The following is a 23,800-nucleotide window of genomic DNA, read 5'->3' on the forward strand; positions in this document are numbered from 1 at the left end:
ACCACTCCTACATTTTGATGCCATCAGGCATAGGGAAAAATGTAGGATGACGATATACCTTGCTATTTGAAGGCTCAAATAGTGGATCTTTATCATCAGGGCTGCTAGCAACAATATCTGCAGCTTTTACCACCCAAATGCTCACCCCTTCGTTACGACGGGTGTAAACATCACGCGCATTATTAATCGCCATTTGCTCATCCGAAGCATGTAGGCTACCCACGTGTTTATGTGCTAAGCCATGTTGACTACGGATAAACACTTCCCATAAAGGCCAATTTTTTTGACTCATTGTCTGCTCCTTATTTACGCGACTTTTTTGGCTTTGCGTTGTTCTTGTTTTTCGGCGTAAGCCATGAAAGCATCCCGAACCCATGCGCCCTGCTCGTGGGCTTGAACACGCGTATTCAAACGTTCTTTGTTACATGGACCATTACCCGCTAATACGGCCCAAAACTCGTCCCAATCGATTTCACCAAAATCATAGTGACCACGCTCTTCATTCCAGCGTAAATCGGGATCGGGAATGGTTAGACCTAAATACTCTGCCTGAGGTACGGTTTGATCCACCATTTTTTGACGGAGCTCATCGTTAGAAAACAGCTTAATCCGCCATTTCATGGACTGAGCGCTATGGACAGACTCGTTATCAGAAGGACCAAACATCATCAATGCTGGCCACCACCAACGATTGAGCGCGTCTTGACACATTTGCTTTTGCTCTGGAGTCCCGTTCAGGCACATTTCCATTAACAGGTCGTATCCCTGACGCTGGTGAAAGGACTCTTCTTTACAGACGCGAACCATGGCGCGTGCATAGGGCCCATAAGAACAACGACACAATGGCACTTGGTTAATAATGGCCGAACCATCCACCAACCAGCCAATCATGCCAATATCCGCCCAAGTGAGAGTTGGGTAGTTAAAAATACTGGAGTATTTCGCGCGACCAGCGTGTAAATCAGCAATTAAGTCCTCGCGCTCTACCCCTAAGGTTTCAGCTGCACTGTACAAATACAGACCATGCCCAGCCTCGTCTTGGATTTTGGCGAGCAAAATCGCTTTACGTTTGAGAGTTGGCGCACGTGTTACCCAATTTCCCTCGGGTAGCATACCGACCACCTCGGAGTGTGCGTGCTGAGAAATCTGACGCACCAAGGTGCGACGATACGCCTCAGGCATCCAGTCCTTGGGTTCGATACGAATCCCTGCATCAATGCGCTGCTGAAACTGCTTTTCTAATTCGGACAATTCCGCTTCGGTTTGCACACGAGTTAATCCCGTGTCGACTAGTTGGGCATACATATACGCCTCCCGTTATAGCTGTAAAATTTGATACTACACAGTTTTACTGATAGAGATCAATAATCAGTATCATATTACCACGTTAAAATACGCCACGGCCTAGGGATTTTCCACTAGCCACGTGGCGTACACTAAGTGGTCACTTACTCAGCAACAGAGGACATAGGGCTTAAATCAATAAAATGCTCTCTGTAATGCTTGAGCTCATCAATCGACTCATAAATATCTGCCAAAGCCTCGTGTTTACTTTGTTTCACGAAACTTTTTACCACCTCGGGCTTCCAACGTAAGGCTAGCTCTTTTAAGGTGCTCACATCTAAATTCCGATAGTGAAAAAACTGCTCAAAGCGAGGCATATATTTATACATAAAACGTCGATCCTGGCTGATCGTATTGCCACATAAGGGGGATTTACCAGCAGGAACATGTTGTTTTAAAAAATCCAGTAAAATGTCTTCAGCCTCTGCTTCGGTTAGAGTGGACGCTTTTACCTTATCGATCAGCCCGCTACGGCCATGTGTGCCTTTATTCCAGTTATCCATGGCATCTAAGAGCGCATCGCTCTGGTGGATAACCAGCACGGGACCTTCTGCGACCACGGTAAGATCGGCCTCAGTGACCACTACCGCCACTTCGATAATGCGCTCTTTTTCTGGGTCTAGGCCGGTCATTTCCATATCTAGCCAAACAAGGCGTTGATCCTTGACTGTCATTACACGTCTTTCCTTAAAAAATAAATCAGGCACTGCCTTATGACACTGCTCATTTTGCTCGTTGTGTTTTTATTGCTGGATCTAAGCGTACGTTTTTATTTGGCACAACGTCAAATCCGTCATGTACGCCAGCATCGTTCTCATGTTCCTGTAGAATTTAGCCACCATATTAGCTTACACAGCCATCAACGCGCGGCGGATTACACCATCGCTCGTACCCAAATGCGTATTTTTGAAGGGCTGGTCGAGGCAGCTTTTGTGGTGATTTTACTGTTGTTCGGTGGTCTTCAACAGCTCGATAGCTTTTGGGCTCAGCTCATCCAAAACGAATGGGTACGCCAGCTAGCATTAGTTGGTAGTGTATTAGGCTTATCGGCCCTGCTACACCTGCCCTTTACCATTTGGCGGATTTTTCGCTTAGAACAGCGTTTTGGATTTAATCGTACTACTTGGCGTCTTTTTATTAGCGACCAAATTAAAGGGTTGTGCCTAACCCTATTGCTAGGAGCCCCTTTATTGCTAGCCGTGCTTTGGCTTATGCAAAGCGCTGGTCACTTCTGGCCCTGGTGGGCCTGGGGCTTATGGGTAGGATTTAGCTTATTGATTATGTGGTTATTTCCCAGTGTTATCGCCCCCATGTTTAATGAATTTAAGCCCTTAACCCGAGAAAGCTTAAAAACCCGTATCAAACAGCTCTCTGAACGCTGTGGTTTTCACATCACAGGGCTTTTTGTCATGGATGGCTCCAAGCGCTCTGCTCACGGCAATGCTTATTTTACTGGGATCGGTAATAATAAACGCATTGTGTTTTTTGATACCTTACTCAATAAGCTTAATGATGAAGAAATAGAAGCGGTATTGGCGCATGAACTAGGGCACTTCACGCATCGCCATATTGCGAAACGGATGGTCCTATCCTTTGGTTTAGCCTTAGTGTTTTTTCTTCTTCTGGGCTGGCTCTCACAACAGGTTTGGTTTTACACAGATCTAGGAGTCGTCCCCCAGCTTGGTCGTCCCAATGATGGCCTAGCCTTAGTGTTATTTTTATTAACTATGCCTATTTTTACGTTTTGGGCAGGTCCCCTATTTAGCTACTTGTCACGTAAAGATGAATATCAAGCTGATGCCTTTGCGGCACAACATACCTCGGCGCAAGCGTTAATCCAAGCATTGATTAAACTCTACGATGACAATGCCGCTACGCTTACACCGGACCCGTTACATTCTGCTTATTATGACAGCCACCCAGCAGCAACCGAACGCGTTCAATTTTTAAAGCATATTCATGAAACGAACTAAACCTCACCAAAAAACCGTATCCACACAAAGTCGCGCTCTAAGCACGCAAACTGGGCAAATCATCTCTGCTCATGGGCGCCATTATTTTGTAGAGCTGGAAAACGGTGAAGTGATCAAATGCTTTCCCCGCGGTAAGCGTGGGGGCCTCTGTGTAGGCGATTGGGTAGAGATCAGCACCCAAGGAGAGCGAGCCGCCATCGAACAACGGCATGAACGCAAGAATCTTCTCTATCGCTCAGACGAAATGCGTACCAAGCAGTTTGCCGCTAATATCGATCAGCTTTTCATTGTATTAGCTGCAGAACCCATGTTCTCAAAGGATCTAGCCGGCCGAGCCCTCGTTGCAGCCCGTTGTGCAGATATTGAGCCCATTATTATTTTAAATAAAGCAGACTTGCCCTCGGTGGCGCTAGCGCGCCAGCGTCTGCAACCCTTAGCTGCGTTAGGTGTACCTATCAAAGAAATCAGCGCCTTAGATCCGGATGCCTTGCATGAGCAGCTTTTACCCCTGTTGCGCGATAAAACTACCCTTTTGCTAGGACAAAGCGGCATGGGTAAATCCACAATTCTTAACGCCCTTGTCCCCGAAGCCAATGCCCATACTCAGGCCCACTCCGCAGCATTGGGTACAGGGCGGCATACTACAACCAGTACCAAGCTCTATCACATTCCTAATCATAGTGGCAAAATCATTGACTCACCTGGCTTTCAAGCTTTTGGCTTAGCACATCTAGAGGCTGCAGATATTATCCGAGGCTTTGGGGAGTTTCATGAGCCACTGCAAAACTGTAAATTTTATAATTGTAGTCACCGTCATGAGCCTGGTTGTGGTGTGGTCGCTGCCTTAGACCAAGGCCTCATTCACCCTGATCGCTATCAGCTGTATTTACGGCTTCTAGCAGAACTAGAAAACCAGAGCAAATACTAAACGCGCCCTAGCTGCTGGCTTGCTGCAGCCAAATGATGATAAAAATTGCGGATAAGTGCGGCTGTAGCACCCCAAATAAAATACCCATTCCAAGAAATGGAAAAATAGTAACGCTCTTTGCCATTTTTCCCCGGTAAATGATGTAAGCGATGATTTGCTGGGTTCATTAATACCGATAATGGCACCTCGAACACCTCGGCGACCTCGGCGGGGTCTGGTTGCACAGCAAAACCATCTTGCACCAACCCCACCACTGGCAACATAGCATATTTTGTCGTCGTAATAAAAATCGGCTGTTGCCCCAAGGTTTTTATATAAGAAGGCTCTATACCGACCTCTTCGTGGGTTTCGCGCAAAGCAGCGTAAATCGCATCCGGATCCTCGGGCTCGACCCGCCCCCCAGGAAAACATACCTGCCCTGCATGACTTAACAAATGACCTGCGCGGCGCGTTAACAACATATGTAGCCCTGTAGGACGCGACACCAACGGCACGCAAACGGCTGAGCGAATGGCTTGTGGAAACTGGGAAAAATCTGGAATAAACAGATCAGCAAATAAAGGCTCTACCCCCCACTGTACCGGTTGTGTAAAAGCAGCCTCGATAAAGTCTGGCTGTAAATATGATTGGTCTATACCCGGCAAAGTGGGAATAGTAATTAAAGGTTGCGTCTGGGGGTTAAACCCGAGACGGGCCGCTTCTATGGCGGCTAGATCAGTCAATGATTTAGATCTAGGCATACTCTGTACAATAAAAAAAGACACCCATTCGGGTGTCTTTTTAGAGCAGTCGCAGCAATTAGTTTGCCACGTTTTTACGTACCAATTTTTCTTTAATGCGAGCTGCTTTACCCGAACGGTTACGTAAGTAGTACAGTTTAGCACGACGAACCGCACCACGGCGTTTGACTTCGATACTAGCGATTTGAGGAGAGTACAATTGGAAAGTACGCTCAACCGCTTCGCCAGAAGAAATTTTACGAACGATAAAAGAAGAGTTCAGACCACGATTGCGTTTAGCAATTACCACGCCCTCGTAAGCCTGTACACGTTTACGTGTACCTTCAACAACGTTTACGTTAACCACAACGGTATCACCGGGGTTGAACTCAGGAAGGGTTTTGCCTTCGGTTAGGCGCTGGATTTCTTCCTGTTCGAGGATATCAATAATATTCACAATAAGCTCCAAAAAGCATCTTATACGGGCCTTTGTTGTTAAATAACGCCCGACAGAGGATGAACCAGCTATTTTAGCACTAAAAACCCAGTAAAAGAAAGAAAAAGAGAAGCAAAGTGATTTAATGCCACAACAACAAACGGTTGAGCCAACGTGGGCGCAATTTTAGACGCTGATAACGTTTGTACATGTCTAAGGTGCTTTTTTGAGCAAGCCAAGGATTGGCTTGACAGCGAATCACGTAATGGGCAAAAGAGGTTGAGCGCATAGTGTCTCCTGCTAAGCAAATTAACTGAATATACTGTATATCCATACAGTTATTTTAGCAAGAGCTTATGCAGCCAATCCACAACAAAAAAGCCTTTGCTTTAAATAAAAGCAAAGGCCTCAAAACAAAAAACGTTAGTTATTAAGAATATAAAGAATAGGTATCCATCACTTTACTACCCGCAATGGCTTGAACATGCGCCTGCGCTCGCGGTAAAACATAAGTAGCGTAGCAAACCGCAGTACTACGCTTTTGCGTCGAAAACTCATCCTCTTGACCTGTACAAGCCAACGCCGATTTAGCCATTTTCCACCCACCTAATACTGTACCGGCCAGCATCAAAAAAGGCACACTACCAAAATAAACAGCTCGTGCTTGTTTGTCTTGATGCCACTGATTGATGTACTGCACTGCTTTTGCATAGGCTGAGCATGCTTGGTCTAGGCGTTCTGCTATGTACTGTAGGGCCTCATCTTCTGCATGAGTCCGCAGCTGCTCTACCGTGCTTTGCACTTCGGCCAATAGAGCTAACGCTGTTTCCCCCGTATCGCGCACCAACTTACGTCCAATTAGATCATTAGCTTGAATTGCCGTGGTGCCCTCGTAAATAGAAAACACGCGTGCATCACGCATATACTGAGCCACACCGGTTTCTTCAATAAAGCCCATCCCACCATGAACCTGTATACCTAGTGAGGTGACCTCTTTGACCATTTCCGTGGCGAAGCCTTTGGTTATTGGTACAAAAAACTCATAGCGCGTTTGGTAGTGCTGGCGTAATGATGCATCAGGCGTTTTCAGAGCCATATCTTTTAACCAAGCCGCATAATACGTAAAAGCTCGTGTAGCTTCGGTTAGGGCTCGCATCGTTTGTAGCATCCGCTCCACATCAGGATGATGGTAAATAGGGGCAGGCGCGGGATATTTTTTATTTAAATCTGCACCCTGCTTGCGTTCTGCCGCATACGCTTGCGCGCTATACCAAGCGCGATCTGCGATAGCCAGCCCTTGTAGGGCCACGGCATAACGGGCGGCGTTCATGGTGATAAACATGTACTCTAAGCCGCGATTAAGCTCACCTATTAAATACCCAATGGCTCCAGCCCCTACCTCGCCCTTGTTATCACCATACAGCATTACTGCCGTGGGGCTACCATGTAGCCCTAGCTTATGCTCTAACGAAGCGCAGTACACATCATTACGGCTACCCTGCGCGTAATCACCTTGGGCGTGAGCTAGGTACTTGGGCACTAAAAACAGTGACAACCCCCGAATCCCTTCTGGAGCATTCGGCGTACGCGCTAACACTAAATGTAAAATATTTTCTGCTAAATCATGCTCACCATAGGAAATAAATATTTTTTCCCCTTGAAGACGATAAGACCCGTCTGCCTGTGGTGTGGCCATGCATTTCACTAGCGATAAATCTGAACCTGCTTGAGCTTCGGTCAGGTTCATTGTGCCAGTCCAGCGACCTTCTAGCATAGGTGGCAAATAACATGCTTTTTGCTCAGGTGTTCCCGCTTGCGATAAAGTTTCAATCACTGAGTCTGTCAGTAAAGAACATAAGGCAAACGAGGCACACCCCGCATTCATGTTTTCACCAAATATTGCCCCAATCAGCTTAGGTAAGCCCTGACCGCCAATAGCCTCTTCATGCTGTAAGCCCTGCCAGCCAGCTTGCGCAAATGCCGCAAAGGTTTCCTTGAACCCTGGTGTCGTCGTTACCTGCCCCTGATTCAGGACAGCCGGCTCACGATCTGAAACCGGATTGAGTGGCACAACCTCTTGCTCAATGAATCGTGCCCCCTCGTCTAAGACGGCTTGGAGCAAGTCTAACGATAACTCTTCATGACCGGGCAATGCCAATAATGCTGGGGTATCAATAATATGTTCAAGCAAAAAATGAATATCAGAACGTGGAATACGATAGCTCATATAATCTCTCCACCGAAATAGCCAGTTATTAAAAAAGCCTGCAGAATATCTCTACAGGCTTAATTTTTTATAGCGCTTGAGTTAGCTCAGGGAGTACTTCGAATAAGTCTGCCACTAAACCGTAATCAGCTACGCTGAAGATAGGTGCTTCAGGATCTTTGTTAATCGCTACAATCACTTTCGAGTCTTTCATCCCAGCTAAGTGCTGAATCGCTCCTGAAATACCCACTGCAATATAAAGCTGTGGCGCCACAATCTTACCGGTTTGGCCAACCTGCCAATCGTTAGGTGCATAACCCGCGTCAACTGCTGCGCGTGAGGCCCCTACCGCAGCCCCTAGCTTATCTGCTAAGGCATCAATTAAGGCAAAATTTTCTTTGCTGCCTAAACCACGCCCACCTGAAACCACCACAGTAGCATCGGCCAAATCAGGGCGATCACTTTGTGCAATCTGACGTTCTACAAAAGTGGTTTTACCACTGTCTGCCACCGCATCAATATTTTCTATTGGGGCACTGCCACCCGTTGCTTGCACCGCATCAAAAGCGGTAGGACGCACGGTTAACACAAGCTTAGCGTCGGCACATTGCACGGTCGCAATCGCATTACCAGCATAAATAGGGCGTGTAAACGTATCGGCTGATTCTACCGATAAAATATCGGAGATCTGTGCCACGTCCAGTTTAGCCGCTACCCGGGGTGCGACGTTTTTACCGGCTGCTGTTGCCGCAAATAAAATATAACGATAACTATCAGCCAAAGCTAAAACTTGTGCAGCCACGTTCTCGGCTAAGCCATTGGCTAATGGCTCTGCATCCGCCAATAGTACTTTTGCCACACCATCAATTTGCGCAGCTGCCTGAGCCACCGCAGAGGCTTGGTTCCCAGCTACTAAAAGGTGAATGTCCTGCCCTAACTGCTTAGCCGCGGCAATAGTATTTAAGGTTGCGCTTTTGAGCTCGGTATTATCGTGTTCTGCAATCACTAAAATCGACATTTAAATCACCTTTGCTTCGTTTTTTAGTTTATCAATGAGTGTGGCCACATCCGCAACTATTTCGCCAGCAGCTCGTGGGGCAGGCTCAGTTACTTTCAACGTTTGGATGCGTGGCGTTACGTCAACCCCCAGCTCATCGGGAGACAACACATCAATGGTTTTTTTCTTTGCCTTCATGATGTTTGGCAAAGTTACGTAACGAGGCTCATTCAAGCGCAAGTCCGTCGTCACCACAGCAGGCAAAGACATTGATAAGGTTTCTAATCCGCCGTCGACCTCGCGTGTGACTTTAAGAGTAGTGCCGTCGATTTCAATCTGGCTAGCAAAGGTAGCTTGGGGCCAGTCTAATAGGGCGGCCAGCATTTGTCCGGTTTGGTTCGCATCATCATCAATCGCTTGCTTACCTAAAATCACCAATTGAGGCTGCTCTTTGTCTACCACCGCCTTTAAAAGCTTAGCTACCGCCAAGGGCTGCAGCTCCGCATCGGTTTCTACCTGAACCGAACGATCTGCTCCAATCGCCATCGCAGTACGTAAGGTTTCTTGGCATGGTTTTTCACCGCAAGATACCGCCACGACCTCTGTCGCGACCCCTTTTTCTTTAAGACGAATGGCTTCTTCCACTGCAATTTCATCAAAGGGGTTCATAGACATTTTGACGTTCGCAATATCTACCCCTGTTTGATCTGATTTCACGCGCACCTTGACGTTATGGTCAACTACACGTTTCACGGGCACTAAAACCTTCATCAGGTTATCTCCAATTTAGCTAATTAATAGATTGTGCAAAGCAATAAATATTATGCCCTAAGCATAAATAAAAAACCTATTCGTTTTTCAGGCCAGCTAACGCCTGAATGTGCTGCTGCACACTACGAGCCAGAGAGGATAAATCGTACCCCCCCTCAAGTACACTGATAGCACGACCCTGAGCGCTGGAAGCGGTTGCTTGCATGACCTGTTGGGTTATCCAAGCAAAGTCTTCATCACCAAGCTGTAGTTGCGCCATATCATCAGCTTCATGAGCATCAAAGCCGGCAGAAAAGAACACCAACTTTGGTTTTAATTGACGCAGCTTTGGCAGCCAATAGGTGTTTACTATATGACGAATTTGCTCTGAATCAGCACCAGCTGCTACTGGTTCATTGTACATGTTCGCCGCTGCCGGAGAATGTCGAGTCGACGGATAATAAGGATGTTGATAAAAACCAAACATATAGACTTGCTCGTGATGAGCAAAAATATCCTCTGTGCCATTGCCATGATGAGCATCAAAATCAATAATAACCACTTGATCTAGCTCATAATGTTCCAATGCATAAGCCGCTGCTACCGCCACATTATTAAAAAAACAAAACCCCATCGCGCGATCAAAACATGCATGATGTCCAGGAGGACGCACTGCACAAAAAGCCGATTTCGTATGCCCTCCTAGCACATGGTCAACAGCAGTAATCCCCGCTCCCGCGGCATAATAAGCGGCTTCCAGCGTAATCGGATTAAGGCGTGTATCTGCATCCACCTCGGCGTAACCATGCTGTGGTGTGCGCTGACGTAAATTAAGGATATGATGGAGACTGTGTACGCGTAGCAAATCCTCATCGGTTGCTTTTTTGGGTGTCACTTGGCAAATCAAATCGGCAAGACCACTATTTTGCAGCTGTCGTTCTATCGCCTGTAAACGTAGTGGGCTTTCTGGATGTTCCGCACCCATTTCATGTAAACGAAATAGGGGATGAGTAATAAAAATTGTCTCCATAAGGTTCGAGTATGTTAAAAAATATGCGCTTTATTCACGCTGGTTTTTATAGTTTGTTGTTGGCAGGATGCGCAACTTCTAACTCTCATCCACCAACCACCCCGACTTCTTCTATTCATACCACCACAACTCAAAGCGCACCAGCCCCAAAAGCAGAAGTTGTCCACCCTAAGAGCGGAAACTCTATTCAGGGACGCCAAGATTATTTTCAAGCCGACGGTTCACTGAGCCCCTATCTTCACAGCTGGGCGCAAGAGCTCGCTCTAAAAAATCAAATCCCATTCGAGCTTATTCAGTCCATTCTGCAGTCAGCTTCTTATAATGCACAAGCAGCGCGTCTTATGGCGCCTAATAAAGGGCAAATTAAACGCAGCTGGTCTACCTACAAAAACCGTTTTATTGAGCCCATTCGCATTCAAGCAGGGCTTGATTTTTGGCAAAAGCATGCCTCTGTCATCAACCCAATTGCCGACCGCTATGGTATTCCCCCTGAAATCATTGTGTCGATTATTGGAGTGGAAACTATCTATGGGCGCTATACAGGTGACTTTCGTGTCGTCGATGCCCTATTAACACTCGGTTTCAGCTATCCTGATAACTCACGCCCTGAGCGTGGTCAACTATTTCGCGATCAACTGGCTGATCTGATTGTGCTGCATCATCAGGGGAAGATCAATGCTTATGATGCAACTGGCTCCTTTGCCGGTGCAATGGGGCTACCTCAATTTATGCCTGGTAGTTTAATGCGCTATGCAGTCGATGCTGACGGCGATGGCAAAATCGATCTTTATCACTCCATTGCCGACGTAAGTGCTTCTGTTGCCAATTTTTTAATTGAGCATGGCTGGAAGCCCGAGCTCCCTGTATTTATTCCTGCTACGATTCATGAAAAACAAGCTAAATCTCTGGTTGATGGCGGTTTGGCTCCCACACTAACCTGGCAACAGATCCAAAACGCTCAAGCTGTCTCTGTCTCCAAACCTTTGCCTAAGACATGGCAACATACACCACTTGGCATCATTAACCTAGTAGAGGAGTCTAAAGGTACAGCTGAGTATCGGCTTGCCACCCAAAACTTCTTTGCGATCACCGCCTATAACCGCAGCTATTTTTATGCTGCCACGGTTGCAGATTTTGCTCAACTGCTCGCCCAACGCTTCTATAAATAAAAAAAAAGCCCTGCTCGCAATACGCGAAGCAGGGCACTCATCAACATAATCTCAAAAATCTAATTAAACACACCGGTAGATAAATAACGGTCCCCACGGTCGCACACAATAAAAGCGATGGTGGCATTTTCTACACGCTGTGCCACGCGTAACGCCGCTACTAAAGCGCCCGCGGAGGATATACCCGCAAAAATCCCCTCTTTAGCCGCAAGCTCGCGTGCCATATTCTCGGCCTCATCTTGGGTAATCGCTTCGAGCGCATCGACTTTGGAGGGGTCATAGATCTTAGGCAAATATTCCTCGGGCCACTTACGAATGCCCGGAATTTGTGCCCCCTCGGCAGGTTGCGCACCAATAATTTGGATATCGGGATTTTTAGCACGCAAATAGTTACCAACCCCCATAATGGTTCCTGTCGTCCCCATAGCGCTGACAAAATGCGTAATTTGCCCCTCTGTTTGCTCCCAGAGCTCAGGCCCTGTACCTTGGATGTGGGCTAAAGGATTATCCTCGTTGGCAAATTGGTCCAATACCAACCCCTTACCCTCGGCCTGCATAGATAGGGCTAGATCACGCGCGTATTCCATACCACCTGCATCAGCGGGGGTCAAAATCAACTGCGCTCCATAGGCAGTCATCGAGGCACGACGCTCTACGGATAAATTATCCGGCATGATAAGAATCATTTTATAGCCACGCACCGCGGCAATCATGGCTAAAGCAATACCCGTATTGCCACTGGTGGCTTCGATTAGCGTGTCACCTGGTTTAATTAGCCCCCGTGCTTCGGCCATACGAATCATTGAGCTCGCAGCTCGATCTTTAACGGACCCAGCTGGGTTATTGCCTTCTAGCTTGGCTAAAATCACATTTCCACGACCGACTTGGTACTGCTCTGGTAAACGTTGTAGACGCACCAATGGCGTCATCCCAATGGTGTCCTCTATGGTTGGGTAATTTTTCATTGCAATCCCTATAAGCATCTTTGATATGACAACTCATATCTCTCTATATATGATACTGATTCGACTACGTTTTAGGGGCTTTTTTTGTATTTTTGTCTACAGGTAAAGCATTGGTAGCTGGCGTTAACTGCAAACCAGCATCAATTAACCCCTGTAAACGTTTAGCCCCAATACCTTTGACTCGATCCGACAAATCCTGAAAAGAAACATAAGGACCACCACGCTCACGCTCTTCGAGGATTCGTTGTGCCATTTTTGGCCCAATCCCTTTTATTTGCTGTAGCTGTGTGGCTGAGGCACTGTTCAAGTCCACAGCACCTGCTTGAAATGCGACCAAACAACTGACTAGCAATACCGCTAAGCGTACCCAAAATAACGGATTAGAAAAAAATTGAACTAGACGCATTATGACCTCCTTCGTTTTTTCCTAGTATTCACTAAGAAGGAAATGGCGCCTAGTTCGCAAAATTACGCAGCTAAAAAAATCCTATAGCCACTTATGTTGTTTCAATACATAGTCACGCACCCCTGTTTGCACATCCACAAAACTTTCTGTGTATCCAGCGGCTCGTAGCTGTGTTAGGTCTGCTTGCGTATGGCTTTGATAACGACCTTTAAGATCTTCGGGGAAATCAATGTATTGCAACACTTGTTGCTCTACCATTTGCTCTAGCGTAAGTGCCGGCAAACCGTCTAGTTCACGCATTGTATTAACAACTGTATGCGCCACGTCATTAAAAGGCTGTGCACGACCGCTGCCACAATTAAATATCCCCGATACTTGATGTTGCAAAAAGTGCAGATTCACTTTGACCACATCGTCAATGTAGACAAAATCACGCTGCTGCCCCCCGTTAGGGTAGCCGTCCCACGCACCAAACAAACGCACACAGCCTTCTTTTTTGTATTGGTGCATATTGTGTAAGGCTACCGAAGCCATACGCCCTTTATGATTTTCTTGGGGGCCATACACATTAAAATAGCGTAGCCCTACGACGGGTGCTGTCAGATGTGCTAAATGGCGGCGCAATACCTGATCAAAAAGATATTTCGAATAACCGTATACGTTTAAGGGTGCCTCATTGTTGGGGTCCTCGGCATAATGCGGCCCCGCCCCATAAACCGCGGCAGAAGAGGCATACACCAAAGGGACATTTCGACTTTGGCAATATTCGAATAGCTCTAAGGTCACACGATAGTTATTATCCATCATGTAACGTCCATCGCGTTCCGTGGTATCTGAGCACGCCCCTTGATGCAAAACAGCTTGGATTTTTGGTAGCCTTTGGCGCAAAAGTAAATCTCTAAATACCGCTTTATCCATATAGTCGGCAATATCCGCTTGGACTAGGTTTTGAAATTTATCCCCTTGCTGCAGGTCATCCACCACCAAAATGTCATTAATCCCAATTTGATTCAGACCTAATACTAAGTTGCTGCCAATAAAGCCAGCTCCCCCTGTTACTACTATCATCGCAATTCCTCTGCTGTCACCGTTGATGTGCCTAATTTCCCTACCACAATACTGCCGGCTTTATTGGCCCAGTACATCGCTTCATTCCAGCTCAACCCAGCCGCTCTCGCTACTGCTAATGTAGCCAATACGGTATCCCCTGCCCCAGAAACATCGAACACCTCTTGTGCTTGTGCCACGGTATGGGCCCGCCCTGTTTCGGTGTAAATCGTCATCCCCTGTTCTGAGCGAGTAATGAGCAAAGCCTCTAAGCCAAGTTGCTGACGTAACTGCTGCGCTTTTTGCGTTAGTTCGTCTTCACTTTGCCAAGAACCAACTGCCTGCTGCATCTCAAGACGATTTGGAGTAATACTGCTTGCCCCATAATAACGGCTATAGTTATCGCCTTTGGGATCAACCAAAACGGGCTTGTGTTGCTGTTTAGCTAAAGCAATCAATGGCTCAATGGACGTTAATGCTCCCTTAGCGTAGTCCGAAAACACCACCACATCGTGCAACGCGAGCTGCTGTGTAAAGGTCTGTGCTAACTGTGCTAATGAGGTAGCAGAAGGCGGATTTTCAAAATCCACGCGCAATAGTTGTTGCTGCCGCCCTAGTACACGTAATTTTTGTATAGTGGGCTGTTCCTGATCATGACATAACTGCGCGACAACGCCAGCTTCTTTACACAATGCTGCTATCGTTTGCCCAGCCTCGTCCTGCCCCACTAACCCTATGAGTGTGGCCTGCGCCCCTAAAGCGACACAGTTACGAGCCACGTTCGCGGCCCCCCCTAAGCGATCCTCTTTACGTGCCACTTTGACTACAGGCACAGGAGCCTCGGGGGAAATACGATTGACCTCACCAAACCAATAGCGGTCTAACATCACATCCCCTACTACCAATATACGTAGAGAAGCAATACGCTCTGCTTGAGGAAACATCATGCCTGGAGCTCCTCGAGACGCTTGGGTGCATAGCTTTCCCATTGGGTGCAGCCTGGGCACTGCCAATAAAAATGCTTGGCTTCAAATCCACAATGTTGACACGCATATTTATCTAAGCGTTGAGTATGCTTATGCACTAGGGTACGCAACAAATGCAAATCCCCACCCAGTACATGCTGCGCATCTGGATTATCGGGATGCTGTAGTTCAAACTGCAGACTTCGATCCAAACCCAACAAAGAGGGATGCTGCTGTAAGGCTTGACGGGCAAACGTCCATGCTGCCGTTGCCCCTTGCTGCTGTCTTAGCGCTTTAAATATCTGGGCAAACACATCAATCGATGGGTATTGTTCATAATGCTTTTGTAGCAACGCCAGCCCTTGTGGCGCTTGCTCTTGTTGGCTATAGCACTGCATTAACTCAGCAGCAATTAAGCCCGCATACTGTGGCGCTACTCGCAACACCTCTTGTAAATAAAATAACTGTAGAGCGTAATCGTTTTGCAAGTAGGCAAGCTGAGCTCGCAACATAAAAATACGTGCGGTCGAGGCGCGACTCCCTTCTTTTTGCCCAAGCTCTTTTGCCGCTTTTTCTGCTTCGTTAAGCGCTTGCTCTGCTTGTATTAAGTTCGGCTCGCGACGTTTAAGCGCTGCCTCGGCTTGCTCACACTGATAATGCACCAATTGTGGTACCGGCTCATCGACAAGTGTGCGTAAACGTCGGACAGCCTCAATGGCTTTAGGCCAATCATGGCCGGACTCATAGATATAAATCAGCGCGCGCACGGCTGCAATAGCATGCCGTCCAGTGGAAACAGCCTCAAAAGCGGCTTCGGCACGATCCAACATCCCCGCTTTCAGAAAATCCTGAGCAATTTCAAACTGAGCATTTTCACGGTCAACTTGCGGTAGATCGGTACGCGCCAATAAACTTTGATGGACACGAATCGCACGCTCCATTTCGCCTCGACGCCTAAAAAGACTACCCAAAGCAAAGTGCAACTCTGTTGTTTCCGTATCTAGCTTGGCAACCTCGATAAAAGCATCGATCGCTCGATCTGGCTCTTCGTTAAGTAAAAAATTTAAGCCTTTAAAATAGGAATCAGGTAGCTGTCGACTCTCTGAGAGCATTTGCTTAAAATCAACACGGGCAGCAATCCAGCCTAACCCAAAAAACACAGGCACAAATATGAGCCACCACGGTTCAAAATCCACGCTACATACCTCGGCTTATAAGGGGGCTAATGGCGCAATCGTTTCAGCGGCTACAGGATCTGCAGGCACTTCCGGGTTCTTAAGCTTATCCTTTAATTGAGCCACATCGCGTTTTAATTTGGTAATTTCACGCTTTTTACGCATTACATGTAACACCATTAACAATAGACCAAGCATTAAGCCTAATAAAAATGCCACCAACATCACTACAATCAATGGCACATTCGCCAAGGCATAATCAGCAAAAAAGCTAACTTTAACTGGCTCTGTATTTTTTAATGCGAATAAAAGCACCACCACAAAAACCAGCAGCCGCAATACCCATACGAGATAGCGCATAAATAGCTCCAACAAATAATGTGATGTTCTGATTGTAAAGGCAAACGCCTAAATAGCACAGACGCAAAAACAGGCTCATAATGAGCCTGTTCGATTGGGTACGATTTACGAGTCGCGCTGCTGTGCTAAAAATGCTTGATCAACACGTTCTCGTAACTCTTTTCCTGCTTTAAAGTGAGGAACTTGTTTGGCAGGCACAAGAACCTTTTCACCAGAGCGCGGGTTGCGACCAATACGTGGGGCACGTGTTGATAATGAAAAACTACCAAACCCACGAATTTCGATACGCTGGCCACTAACTAAAGCAGCCGTCATCGCATCTAATATGGTTTTTACCGTTAGCTCTGTGTCCTTGTGGGCCAGCTGCGGATAGCTGCTGGCCAAACGTGCAATCAGTTCGGACTTAGTCACGCTTTACTCAGCGTCTTCACGCTGCTGTTCTAATTGAGCACGTAATAGCGCACCAAGGTTGGTGGTACCTGCAGAGGCACTGGCATCAGATAGACGCTGCATGTTTTGTGCAGTTTCTGCGCTATCAATGGCTTTGATAGACAACTGAATGCTACGGGCTTTGCGATCCACGTTGATGATCATGGCTTCTACCTCATCGCCCTCTTTGAGAGCGGTGGTAGCGTCTTCTACACGACCAGCAGAGATTTCCGAAGCGCGTAGGTAGCCTTCAACGTCAACCGATAGTGTCACCACAGCGCCTTTGGGCTCTACGGATTTCACAGTACCGGTAACTACTGCACCTTTATCATTTGCCGATACATAGTTGTTGAAAGGATCGCCTTCGAGCTGTTTAATACCCAAGGAAATGCGCTCTTTTTCGGTATCAATACCGAGCACAATCGCATCCACTTCGTCGCCTTTTTTGTAGTTGCGTACCGCTTCTTCGCCACTGTCAGTCCAGGAGAGGTCGGACAAGTGAACCAAACCGTCGATACCACCGTCTAGGCCAACGAACACACCAAAGTCAGTGATGGATTTAATTGCGCCGCGTACTTTATCACCACGTTTGAAGTTCAGAGCGAACTCCTCCCATGGGTTAGGACGGCACTGCTTCATACCCAAGGAAATACGACGACGATCCTCGTCAATATCCAACACCATGACTTCGACTTCTTCGCCTAGTGTTACGACTTTACGTGGGTCAACGTTTTTGTTGGTCCAGTCCATTTCAGACACGTGTACTAGACCCTCGATACCGTCTTCGACCTCGACAAATGCGCCGTAATCAGTCAAGTTGGTCACTTTACCGAATAGACGTGTACCCTGTGGGTAACGACGGGATAAACCGATCCATGGGTCTTCGCCAAGCTGTTTCACACCTAAGGAAACACGGCTACGCTCTTGATCAAATTTTAGGACCTTGGCTTCGATTTCCTCTCCGACCTGCAATACTTCGGAAGGATGACGAACACGACGCCATGCCATGTCAGTGATGTGCAATAGACCGTCAATACCACCCAAGTCCACGAAAGCGCCGTAGTCGGTAATGTTTTTTACAATACCCTTAACAACAATACCTTCGGTGAGGGTTTCGAGTAGTTTCTGACGCTCTTCGCCCATGCTGGCTTCGAGCACTGCACGACGAGAAAGCACAACGTTATTACGCTTACGATCGAGTTTAATCACTTTAAACTCGACGGTTTTGCCTTCGTATGGGGTGGTGTCTTTTACAGGACGTAAATCAACCAAGGAACCGGGCAAGAACGCACGGATACCATTGGTCATTACAGTCATACCGCCTTTGACCTTGCCAGTGATGGTACCGGTGACGAGCTCGCCAGATTCCAAAGCTTGTTCTAGAGACAACCATGCCGATAGACGTTTGGCGCGATCACGCGATAGGATCGTGTCACCGTAACCGTTTTCAAAAGCATCGATAGCAACGGAAACGTAATCACCGGGTTCTACTTCGAGCTCGCCCTGATCGTTTAAGAACTCTTCGATAGGGATCAAGGACTCGGATTTTAGACCGGCGTTAACCAAAACGTAGTTATGGTCAATACGCAAGACTTCGGCGGAAATGACCTCTCCGGCTTTTAGGTCTTGGGACTGAAGGCTTTCTTCAAATAAATCGGCAAAGCTTTCGCCGCCTAATACATCGGTAGTAGAGATGGAGGACATTAAATAATTCCATCAGCCATTACTGGCTTTGTAAAAGCACACTGGAGCGTATTTGCCCAGCGGAGTGAAAAACACATCAATAATGACAATACCGCCGTCATTATCGACACCTGAATGTGGATTGAGCATTTGCCCAATATTGCAACACCTGATTTACGGTCTCATCAATGGATAATGATGAGGAATCAAGGATATACGCATCCTGCGCCGGCTTTAATGGAGCAACGGCTCGATTCGTATCCCGTAAATCACGGGCTTGTAAATCAACTAATAGATCTGAAAGATTAGCAGATATGCCTTTATCTATCAACTGTTTATAGCGTCTTTGGGCTCGTGATTGCACATCTGCAACAAGGAAGATTTTCAGCGGTGCATTAGGAAAAACCACCGTACCCATATCGCGCCCATCTGCAACTAAGCCTTTACCGGTTTGAAAAGCACGCTGTCGAGCTAACAACGCCTCTCGTACCGCCGGATAAGCGGCTATTTTAGACGCTAACAAGCCAATGTGTTCTTGTCGAAGTGCATCCGTGACATCAACCTGATTCAAATAGCTACGCCCTGCTGAAAAATGCACATCCAATGCTTGCGCTTGTTGTGCAACAGCAGATTCCTCATCGCTATCAATCATATTTTGCTCACACGCTAATGCGGTAAGCCGATATAAAGCACCGCTATCTAAGACGTGCCAACCCAATTGTTGCGCAACGCGGCTAGCTACCGTACCTTTGCCCGAAGCGGTTGGTCCATCAATCGTAATAACAGGCGTATTAGAGGAGACCATTTATTGCACCAACTCATTAAAGACAGAGAAATAGTGGGGAAAGGTTTTACTAACGCAGTTGGGGTCTAATATGGTTTGAGGTACCCCCCCGAACACAGCCAAAGATAAACACATCGCCATACGATGATCATCGTATGTATGTATACGTGCTGAACGCCACTGCTCTGGTGCGATAGGATAAACCCGTAACCAATCCGGCCCTGATTCCACCTGGGCCCCGATTTGGCGTAGCTCATTTTGCATGGCATCAATACGATCCGTTTCTTTCACGCGCCAGCTCGCAATATTACGTAGTGTGCATGGTCCATCTGCATAAATGGCTATCGCTGCCGCCGTCATAGCAGCATCGGGGATCAAGTTAAAATCCATATCAAAAGCGCGCAGTTTTTCTCCGGCCGCTACCTTTTTTCCACGTACCACCATTGCATTGGGTTCAAACTGCACCTCTGCCCCCATCTGCTGCATCACGTTGGCAAACTGCACGTCACCCTGAACGGATAAAGCACCTACGCCCTCGATACGAATCGGCCCACCCGCAATCGTACCTAATGCCAAAAAATACGAGGCAGAAGAGGCATCACCTTCTACGTGTAATGTTTCTGGTGACTGGTAACGCGCGGATTTGCTCACTACAAAACGCTGCCAGTTTGCGTCATGCTCTACCTGCACGCCAAAACGCGCCATCATGTCTAAGGTAATCGCAATATATGGCTGTGAGATCAGTGTGCCCTCGACCTCGATCACTAAATCTTGCTGACACTGTTGTGTCGCTATAGGCGCCGCCATAAGCAAAGCCGTTAAAAACTGACTGGAGACCGAGCCTTTAACACGAATAGGCTGAGAAATATTTAGCTGTGGCGAACGTATACGCAGCGGGGGGTAGCCATCATTACCCAGATAGTCTATCTGTGCTCCCGCGGCTCGCAATGCATCAACCAAATCACCGATCGGACGCTCATGCATACGAGGAATACCGGAGAGCGTGAACTCGCCCCCCATCAACGCAAGGGCTGCGGTCAGAGAACGAACAGCCGTGCCCGCATTCCCCAAAAACAAGTCGGCCCGAGACGGCGAAAAAGGAACGCCGCCCTGAATCCGATATGTAGTCTCCGCCACTTTCTGAGCAGACACGCCCATTTTGTGCAAAGACTCCAACATAACCCGTGTGTCATCAGAGTCCAACACCCCAGTTAAAGTTGTTGTGCCAGAAGTAATTGCCGCAAGCAGTAAAGCCCGGTTAGAAATACTTTTTGACCCAGGTAGCTGCACGGTACCCTGGGCATGTGTGGCCGGTGATAAGGTTAATGCTTCTAAGCTCATTGTAATCCACTCCTGCTACCCCAAAGACGGCGGGCTAAGGCCGCTTTTTCTAAAAAATCATATAAGGCTTGTTCATCCGTATCGCGCAGTGCGCGCTCTGCCTGCTCAAAAGCAGCGCGCACTTGCTGCAGCTCAGACAATACCGCCTCGCGATTGCTTAAAAAAATATCACGCCAGACCTCAGCCGAACCTGCCGCAATCCGCGTAAAATCTCTAAAGCCGCTGCCAGCCACATGCAACCGCACATCAGCATCGCTCGCACTCGCAACCTGCCACATAAAGACAGAAGATAGAAAATGCGGTACATGACTCACCGAAGCCAGCACCCGGTCATGGCTTTCAGCTGACATCAGCATCACGCGCGCTCCGCAGGCCTCCCACATCTGAGTCAAAAATGCACGCGCTCGTTGCGTGTTGTTTTTATGTGGGGTCAAAATCACAATACGATTTTGATATAAATCAGACTGAGCCGCCTCAGGCCCTGCTTTCTCTGCGCCCGCAATAGGATGCCCCGCTAAAAACTGTGTAGATTGCTCGCCAAGCACTTCAATCGCTTCTGTCACCACATCGGCTTTAGTACTCCCTACATCGGTGATGAGGGTGTGGGGCAATAAATGGGGCTGAATTTGTTCTAGTAGAGATCGCGTAGCCCGCACGGGTGTCGCCAAAACGATCAAATCTGCCTGCTGTGTGGCCGTCGCTAAATCCGCGACCTCGTCAATCAGCCCTAGACGCAAGGCGGCGCTGGTAGTAGCGGTCTGCCGACTCACGCCAATGACCTTACCGACACAACCCGCTTTTTTTAATGCTGCAGCCAAGGACCCACCTATTAGGCCCGGCCCTACCACTACCAATACTGGCACGAAAAAAGAGGGGGTCTGCATAACTAGTCCTGACAAGGGTAGGAACCAAGGATCTTACAGAAGGCAACTTGTTGCTTTAAGGCCTGCAAAGCGCTTTGTACGGCTGGCTCTTCTTGATGACCGAGAAGATCCATATAAAAATAATACTCCCACTGCCCTGTACGCGCCGGGCGCGACTCCAAACGTGTCATGGAAACCTGATGCTGCGCAAAAGGTGCCAGCATTTCATGCACAGCGCCCGCTCGGTTCGGTACCGCTACAATTAGGCTCGTTTTATCATTGCCTGAAGGCAAAGACTCGATGTTCCCCACCGCCAAAAAGCGTGTACGGTTTTGAGCATCGTCTTGAATCCCTGCATGAGCCACCTGTAACCCCCACGACTCTGCCGCCTTTTTGCCCGCAATGGCTGCCACAGAAGCGTCCTGGGAAGCAATTCGTGCCGCCTCGGCATTGCTAGAAGCAGCATCTTGCTGAATCTGTGGATAATGGGTAGCCAACCAGTTATGGCACTGTGCTAAAGCTTGTGGATGCGCCATAATACGCTGAACTTGCTCCATTGAGCCGGATTGGGTCAGTAGATTATGATGAATCGCTAGGGAATGCTCACCCAACACTTTTAAGGAAGTATTGAGCAATAGGTCCAAGGTGCGGTTTACCGCCCCTTCTGTTGAGTTTTCAACCGGCACCATCCCTACATCGGCCTCGCCCACCTCGACCAACCGAAAGACCTCATCAAAGCTCTGGCACGGCACCGGTTCCACAAAATGCCCAAAATGTGCAAGTGCTGCCTGCTCGGAAAACGAACCCGTAGGACCAAGAAAAGCAACACGCAATTTTTGCTCTAAACCCCTACAGGCAGAAATCACCTCGCTCCATACTGCCTGCACAGAAGCAGGCGTAATAGGACCGGTATTCAGATTTTGTAGATGCGTGATAATTTGGGCTTCGCGCTCGGGCTTTAGAATACTATCCTCAGCGTTATATGCTTCTTTAATTTTGCCAATTTCTAAAGCGGCTTGCGCTCGCTGGTTAAGCAAGTCCAGAATCTGCTGATCCAACGCATCGATACGCTCACGCCAAGGGCGCAAGCGCTCTAATAAATGTTTAGCCATGCTTTGCCTCAAAGTCCTTCATGAAGGCAACCAGTGCCTCTACCGCAGCAAGAGGAAGCGCATTATAAATGGAGGCGCGCATCCCCCCTACACTTTTATGGCCTTTAAGTTGCAAAAGCCCTGCTTTTTCGGCTTCGGCTAAAAACAAGGCATCTAGCTCAGGCTTAGCTAACAAAAACGGAATATTCATACGAGAGCGCACGGAAGGCTCAACCTGATTATGATAAAAATCAGAGCTATCCAAATAGCGATATAAGAGTTCCGATTTTTGCTGATTTCGTTGTTCCATGGCGGCGACCCCGCCTTGGGTTTTGAGCCACTTAAACACCAGCCCAGCCATGTAAATCGGATAGGTGGGAGGCGTATTAAACATAGACTGACTTTTCGCCACCAAATCGTAATTGAATGCGCTTGGACAGTACTCGGAAGCGCCCCCAAGCAAGTCTTTACGCACAATCACAATGGTCAACCCAGCAGGTCCAGCATTTTTCTGCGCCCCCGCATACGCCATATCGACCTTAGAAAAATCAATAGGACGTGACAGAATATTTGAAGACACATCCACCACTAATGGTACTGATAGTAGCGGCCAGTCGTTAAACTCTACCCCACCTATTGTTTCATTGGCACAAACGTGCACATACGAAGAAGTCGCCCGGACTTCCCATGTATCAGGCGTAGGAAACCAGCTAAACCCAGCTTGAGTTTGCTGATTGATTTCTGTAGACGCCTCGGAGCTAGCCGCTAAGCGCACATCCCCGTACCGCTGAGCCTCTTTGAATGATTTTTTAGACCAGCTTCCCGAAACCACATAATCCGCCTGATTATGCCCTGCCAAGCCCAAAAGGTTCATGGGCACAATAGCATTTTGTGCTTGGGCGCCACCCTGCATAAACAACACCGCAAAATCGTCGGGCACCTGGAGCAAATCACGTAGATCTTGCTCCGCCTCATCACGAATCTGCATAAACTCTTTGCCGCGGTGGCTCATTTCCATCACCGACATACCTGAGCCATGCCAGTCCAGCATTTCTCGAGCAGCTTGCTCTAAGACATCAACCGGAAGCACCGATGGGCCTGCAGAAAAATTCCATGGACGCATATTCAAATCCTTTTTT

Annotated in this window: 26 protein-coding genes; 3 read left to right on the plus strand and 23 right to left on the minus strand. The window is 47.8% G+C overall.

The features are described 5' to 3' along the window. Nucleotides 1–7: 7 nt before the first annotated feature. From paaB to orn, 3 genes are all read right to left on the minus strand, one after another. Nucleotides 8–292, minus strand: a complete 285-nt coding sequence (gene paaB, locus ABD980_RS02635) for a 1,2-phenylacetyl-CoA epoxidase subunit PaaB (RefSeq protein ID WP_260650390.1) — start codon at nucleotides 290–292, stop codon at nucleotides 8–10. Between the two features lie 14 nt (nucleotides 293–306). Next, nucleotides 307–1,305 carry a 1,2-phenylacetyl-CoA epoxidase subunit PaaA gene (paaA, locus tag ABD980_RS02640; RefSeq protein WP_260650389.1) on the minus strand — a complete coding sequence of 333 codons (999 nt, stop codon included), beginning with the start codon at nucleotides 1,303–1,305 and terminating at the stop codon, nucleotides 307–309. Nucleotides 1,306–1,448: 143 nt separating this feature from the next. Further along, complete coding sequence (gene orn / locus ABD980_RS02645; protein ID WP_260650388.1) at nucleotides 1,449–2,018, minus strand: oligoribonuclease; 570 nt, start codon at nucleotides 2,016–2,018, stop codon at nucleotides 1,449–1,451. A gap of 39 nt (nucleotides 2,019–2,057) precedes the next feature. Here orn and ABD980_RS02650 point away from each other — a divergent pair, with 39 nt between their 5' ends. Together ABD980_RS02650 and rsgA are read left to right on the plus strand one after the other, a co-directional pair. Next, on the plus strand, nucleotides 2,058–3,317 hold the full coding sequence (locus ABD980_RS02650) for a M48 family metallopeptidase (RefSeq protein WP_300647639.1): 1,260 nt from the start codon (nucleotides 2,058–2,060) through the stop codon (nucleotides 3,315–3,317). Next, nucleotides 3,304–4,245 (plus strand): ribosome small subunit-dependent GTPase A, encoded by a 942-nt coding sequence (rsgA, locus tag ABD980_RS02655; protein ID WP_345369411.1) that lies wholly within the window; start codon nucleotides 3,304–3,306, stop codon nucleotides 4,243–4,245. Before ABD980_RS02650 ends, rsgA begins: the two co-directional genes overlap by 14 nt. On the opposite strand, the gene ABD980_RS02660 is transcribed toward rsgA, so the two are convergent. From ABD980_RS02660 to ABD980_RS02690, 7 genes are all read right to left on the minus strand, one after another. Continuing rightward, nucleotides 4,242–4,985 (minus strand): CoA pyrophosphatase, encoded by a 744-nt coding sequence (locus ABD980_RS02660; RefSeq protein WP_300647641.1) that lies wholly within the window; start codon nucleotides 4,983–4,985, stop codon nucleotides 4,242–4,244. The two genes, rsgA and ABD980_RS02660, sit on opposite strands and share 4 nt — an antisense overlap. A gap of 58 nt (nucleotides 4,986–5,043) precedes the next feature. Further along, on the minus strand, nucleotides 5,044–5,421 hold the full coding sequence (gene rplS, locus ABD980_RS02665) for a 50S ribosomal protein L19 (RefSeq protein WP_260650384.1): 378 nt from the start codon (nucleotides 5,419–5,421) through the stop codon (nucleotides 5,044–5,046). A 121-nt stretch (nucleotides 5,422–5,542) separates the two neighbouring features. Further along, complete coding sequence (locus ABD980_RS02670; RefSeq protein WP_260650383.1) at nucleotides 5,543–5,689, minus strand: hypothetical protein; 147 nt, start codon at nucleotides 5,687–5,689, stop codon at nucleotides 5,543–5,545. Nucleotides 5,690–5,830: 141 nt separating this feature from the next. Beyond that, on the minus strand, nucleotides 5,831–7,627 hold the full coding sequence (locus tag ABD980_RS02675) for an acyl-CoA dehydrogenase (protein ID WP_345369415.1): 1,797 nt from the start codon (nucleotides 7,625–7,627) through the stop codon (nucleotides 5,831–5,833). Between the two features lie 67 nt (nucleotides 7,628–7,694). Beyond that, the gene (locus ABD980_RS02680) at nucleotides 7,695–8,624 is read right to left on the minus strand and encodes an FAD-binding protein (RefSeq protein WP_260650381.1); all 930 of its coding nucleotides are present in this window, start codon (nucleotides 8,622–8,624) and stop codon (nucleotides 7,695–7,697) included. Beyond that, nucleotides 8,625–9,374: an electron transfer flavoprotein subunit beta/FixA family protein gene (locus tag ABD980_RS02685; protein ID WP_300647645.1), complete on the minus strand. Its 750-nt coding sequence runs from the start codon at nucleotides 9,372–9,374 to the stop codon at nucleotides 8,625–8,627. A gap of 76 nt (nucleotides 9,375–9,450) precedes the next feature. Beyond that, the gene (locus ABD980_RS02690; RefSeq protein ID WP_300647647.1) at nucleotides 9,451–10,383 is read right to left on the minus strand and encodes a histone deacetylase family protein; all 933 of its coding nucleotides are present in this window, start codon (nucleotides 10,381–10,383) and stop codon (nucleotides 9,451–9,453) included. Between the two features lie 11 nt (nucleotides 10,384–10,394). Here ABD980_RS02690 and mltB point away from each other — a divergent pair, with 11 nt between their 5' ends. Next, nucleotides 10,395–11,552, plus strand: a complete 1,158-nt coding sequence (gene mltB / locus ABD980_RS02695; protein WP_300647648.1) for a lytic murein transglycosylase B — start codon at nucleotides 10,395–10,397, stop codon at nucleotides 11,550–11,552. 59 nt (nucleotides 11,553–11,611) lie between these two features. Here the strand turns inward: mltB and cysM are convergent, their stop codons facing one another. From cysM to serC, 13 genes are all read right to left on the minus strand, one after another. Then, nucleotides 11,612–12,517, minus strand: a complete 906-nt coding sequence (gene cysM / locus ABD980_RS02700; protein ID WP_260650377.1) for a cysteine synthase CysM — start codon at nucleotides 12,515–12,517, stop codon at nucleotides 11,612–11,614. A gap of 64 nt (nucleotides 12,518–12,581) precedes the next feature. Next, a complete protein-coding gene (locus ABD980_RS02705; protein WP_260650376.1) occupies nucleotides 12,582–12,923 on the minus strand; it encodes a ComEA family DNA-binding protein in 342 nt (113 codons plus the stop codon). An 81-nt stretch (nucleotides 12,924–13,004) separates the two neighbouring features. After that, nucleotides 13,005–13,991, minus strand: a complete 987-nt coding sequence (gene rfaD, locus ABD980_RS02710; RefSeq protein ID WP_345369420.1) for an ADP-glyceromanno-heptose 6-epimerase — start codon at nucleotides 13,989–13,991, stop codon at nucleotides 13,005–13,007. Beyond that, the gene (gene rfaE1, locus ABD980_RS02715; protein WP_300647651.1) at nucleotides 13,988–14,917 is read right to left on the minus strand and encodes a D-glycero-beta-D-manno-heptose-7-phosphate kinase; all 930 of its coding nucleotides are present in this window, start codon (nucleotides 14,915–14,917) and stop codon (nucleotides 13,988–13,990) included. The genes rfaD and rfaE1 overlap by 4 nt, the downstream gene beginning before the upstream one ends. Further along, on the minus strand, nucleotides 14,914–16,131 hold the full coding sequence (lapB, locus tag ABD980_RS02720) for a lipopolysaccharide assembly protein LapB (protein ID WP_300647652.1): 1,218 nt from the start codon (nucleotides 16,129–16,131) through the stop codon (nucleotides 14,914–14,916). Before lapB ends, rfaE1 begins: the two co-directional genes overlap by 4 nt. 15 nt (nucleotides 16,132–16,146) lie before the next feature. Further along, complete coding sequence (locus ABD980_RS02725; protein WP_300647653.1) at nucleotides 16,147–16,470, minus strand: LapA family protein; 324 nt, start codon at nucleotides 16,468–16,470, stop codon at nucleotides 16,147–16,149. Between the two features lie 105 nt (nucleotides 16,471–16,575). Then, nucleotides 16,576–16,881, minus strand: coding sequence for an integration host factor subunit beta (locus tag ABD980_RS02730; protein ID WP_260650371.1), 306 nt, complete (start codon nucleotides 16,879–16,881; stop codon nucleotides 16,576–16,578). 3 nt (nucleotides 16,882–16,884) lie between these two features. Then, nucleotides 16,885–18,603: a 30S ribosomal protein S1 gene (gene rpsA, locus ABD980_RS02735; RefSeq protein ID WP_260650370.1), complete on the minus strand. Its 1,719-nt coding sequence runs from the start codon at nucleotides 18,601–18,603 to the stop codon at nucleotides 16,885–16,887. A 100-nt stretch (nucleotides 18,604–18,703) separates the two neighbouring features. Next, nucleotides 18,704–19,387 (minus strand): (d)CMP kinase, encoded by a 684-nt coding sequence (cmk, locus tag ABD980_RS02740; RefSeq protein WP_345369424.1) that lies wholly within the window; start codon nucleotides 19,385–19,387, stop codon nucleotides 18,704–18,706. Continuing rightward, nucleotides 19,388–20,707 (minus strand): 3-phosphoshikimate 1-carboxyvinyltransferase, encoded by a 1,320-nt coding sequence (gene aroA, locus ABD980_RS02745; RefSeq protein ID WP_345369426.1) that lies wholly within the window; start codon nucleotides 20,705–20,707, stop codon nucleotides 19,388–19,390. Continuing rightward, nucleotides 20,704–21,591 carry a prephenate dehydrogenase gene (locus ABD980_RS02750; RefSeq protein ID WP_300647003.1) on the minus strand — a complete coding sequence of 296 codons (888 nt, stop codon included), beginning with the start codon at nucleotides 21,589–21,591 and terminating at the stop codon, nucleotides 20,704–20,706. The genes aroA and ABD980_RS02750 overlap by 4 nt, the downstream gene beginning before the upstream one ends. A 2-nt stretch (nucleotides 21,592–21,593) precedes the next feature. Beyond that, complete coding sequence (pheA, locus tag ABD980_RS02755) at nucleotides 21,594–22,682, minus strand: prephenate dehydratase (protein ID WP_345369428.1); 1,089 nt, start codon at nucleotides 22,680–22,682, stop codon at nucleotides 21,594–21,596. After that, complete coding sequence (gene serC, locus ABD980_RS02760; protein WP_345369430.1) at nucleotides 22,675–23,790, minus strand: 3-phosphoserine/phosphohydroxythreonine transaminase; 1,116 nt, start codon at nucleotides 23,788–23,790, stop codon at nucleotides 22,675–22,677. Before serC ends, pheA begins: the two co-directional genes overlap by 8 nt. Between the last annotated feature and the right edge of the window lie 10 nt (nucleotides 23,791–23,800).

This window comes from Paenalcaligenes hermetiae (assembly GCF_039543645.1).
Classification (GTDB): domain Bacteria; phylum Pseudomonadota; class Gammaproteobacteria; order Burkholderiales; family Burkholderiaceae_B; genus Paenalcaligenes; species Paenalcaligenes hermetiae.

Coding starts and splice junctions, on each gene's coding strand:
- ABD980_RS02660 (WP_300647641.1), bottom strand. CDS start 4,985: ATGCCTAGATCTAAATCATTGACTGATCTAGCCGCCATAGAAGCGGCC.
- ABD980_RS02650 (WP_300647639.1), top strand. CDS start 2,058: ATGACACTGCTCATTTTGCTCGTTGTGTTTTTATTGCTGGATCTAAGC.
- cmk (WP_345369424.1), bottom strand. CDS start 19,387: ATGGTCTCCTCTAATACGCCTGTTATTACGATTGATGGACCAACCGCT.
- rfaD (WP_345369420.1), bottom strand. CDS start 13,991: ATGATAGTAGTAACAGGGGGAGCTGGCTTTATTGGCAGCAACTTAGTA.
- rpsA (WP_260650370.1), bottom strand. CDS start 18,603: ATGTCCTCCATCTCTACTACCGATGTATTAGGCGGCGAAAGCTTTGCC.
- ABD980_RS02750 (WP_300647003.1), bottom strand. CDS start 21,591: ATGCAGACCCCCTCTTTTTTCGTGCCAGTATTGGTAGTGGTAGGGCCG.
- orn (WP_260650388.1), bottom strand. CDS start 2,018: ATGACAGTCAAGGATCAACGCCTTGTTTGGCTAGATATGGAAATGACC.
- paaA (WP_260650389.1), bottom strand. CDS start 1,305: ATGTATGCCCAACTAGTCGACACGGGATTAACTCGTGTGCAAACCGAA.
- paaB (WP_260650390.1), bottom strand. CDS start 292: ATGAGTCAAAAAAATTGGCCTTTATGGGAAGTGTTTATCCGTAGTCAA.
- aroA (WP_345369426.1), bottom strand. CDS start 20,707: ATGAGCTTAGAAGCATTAACCTTATCACCGGCCACACATGCCCAGGGT.
- ABD980_RS02675 (WP_345369415.1), bottom strand. CDS start 7,627: ATGAGCTATCGTATTCCACGTTCTGATATTCATTTTTTGCTTGAACAT.
- ABD980_RS02725 (WP_300647653.1), bottom strand. CDS start 16,470: ATGCGCTATCTCGTATGGGTATTGCGGCTGCTGGTTTTTGTGGTGGTG.
- cysM (WP_260650377.1), bottom strand. CDS start 12,517: ATGAAAAATTACCCAACCATAGAGGACACCATTGGGATGACGCCATTG.
- ABD980_RS02705 (WP_260650376.1), bottom strand. CDS start 12,923: ATGCGTCTAGTTCAATTTTTTTCTAATCCGTTATTTTGGGTACGCTTA.
- ABD980_RS02690 (WP_300647647.1), bottom strand. CDS start 10,383: ATGGAGACAATTTTTATTACTCATCCCCTATTTCGTTTACATGAAATG.
- rsgA (WP_345369411.1), top strand. CDS start 3,304: ATGAAACGAACTAAACCTCACCAAAAAACCGTATCCACACAAAGTCGC.
- rfaE1 (WP_300647651.1), bottom strand. CDS start 14,917: ATGATGTTTCCTCAAGCAGAGCGTATTGCTTCTCTACGTATATTGGTA.
- pheA (WP_345369428.1), bottom strand. CDS start 22,682: ATGGCTAAACATTTATTAGAGCGCTTGCGCCCTTGGCGTGAGCGTATC.
- ABD980_RS02670 (WP_260650383.1), bottom strand. CDS start 5,689: ATGCGCTCAACCTCTTTTGCCCATTACGTGATTCGCTGTCAAGCCAAT.
- ABD980_RS02680 (WP_260650381.1), bottom strand. CDS start 8,624: ATGTCGATTTTAGTGATTGCAGAACACGATAATACCGAGCTCAAAAGC.
- ABD980_RS02685 (WP_300647645.1), bottom strand. CDS start 9,374: ATGAAGGTTTTAGTGCCCGTGAAACGTGTAGTTGACCATAACGTCAAG.
- mltB (WP_300647648.1), top strand. CDS start 10,395: ATGTTAAAAAATATGCGCTTTATTCACGCTGGTTTTTATAGTTTGTTG.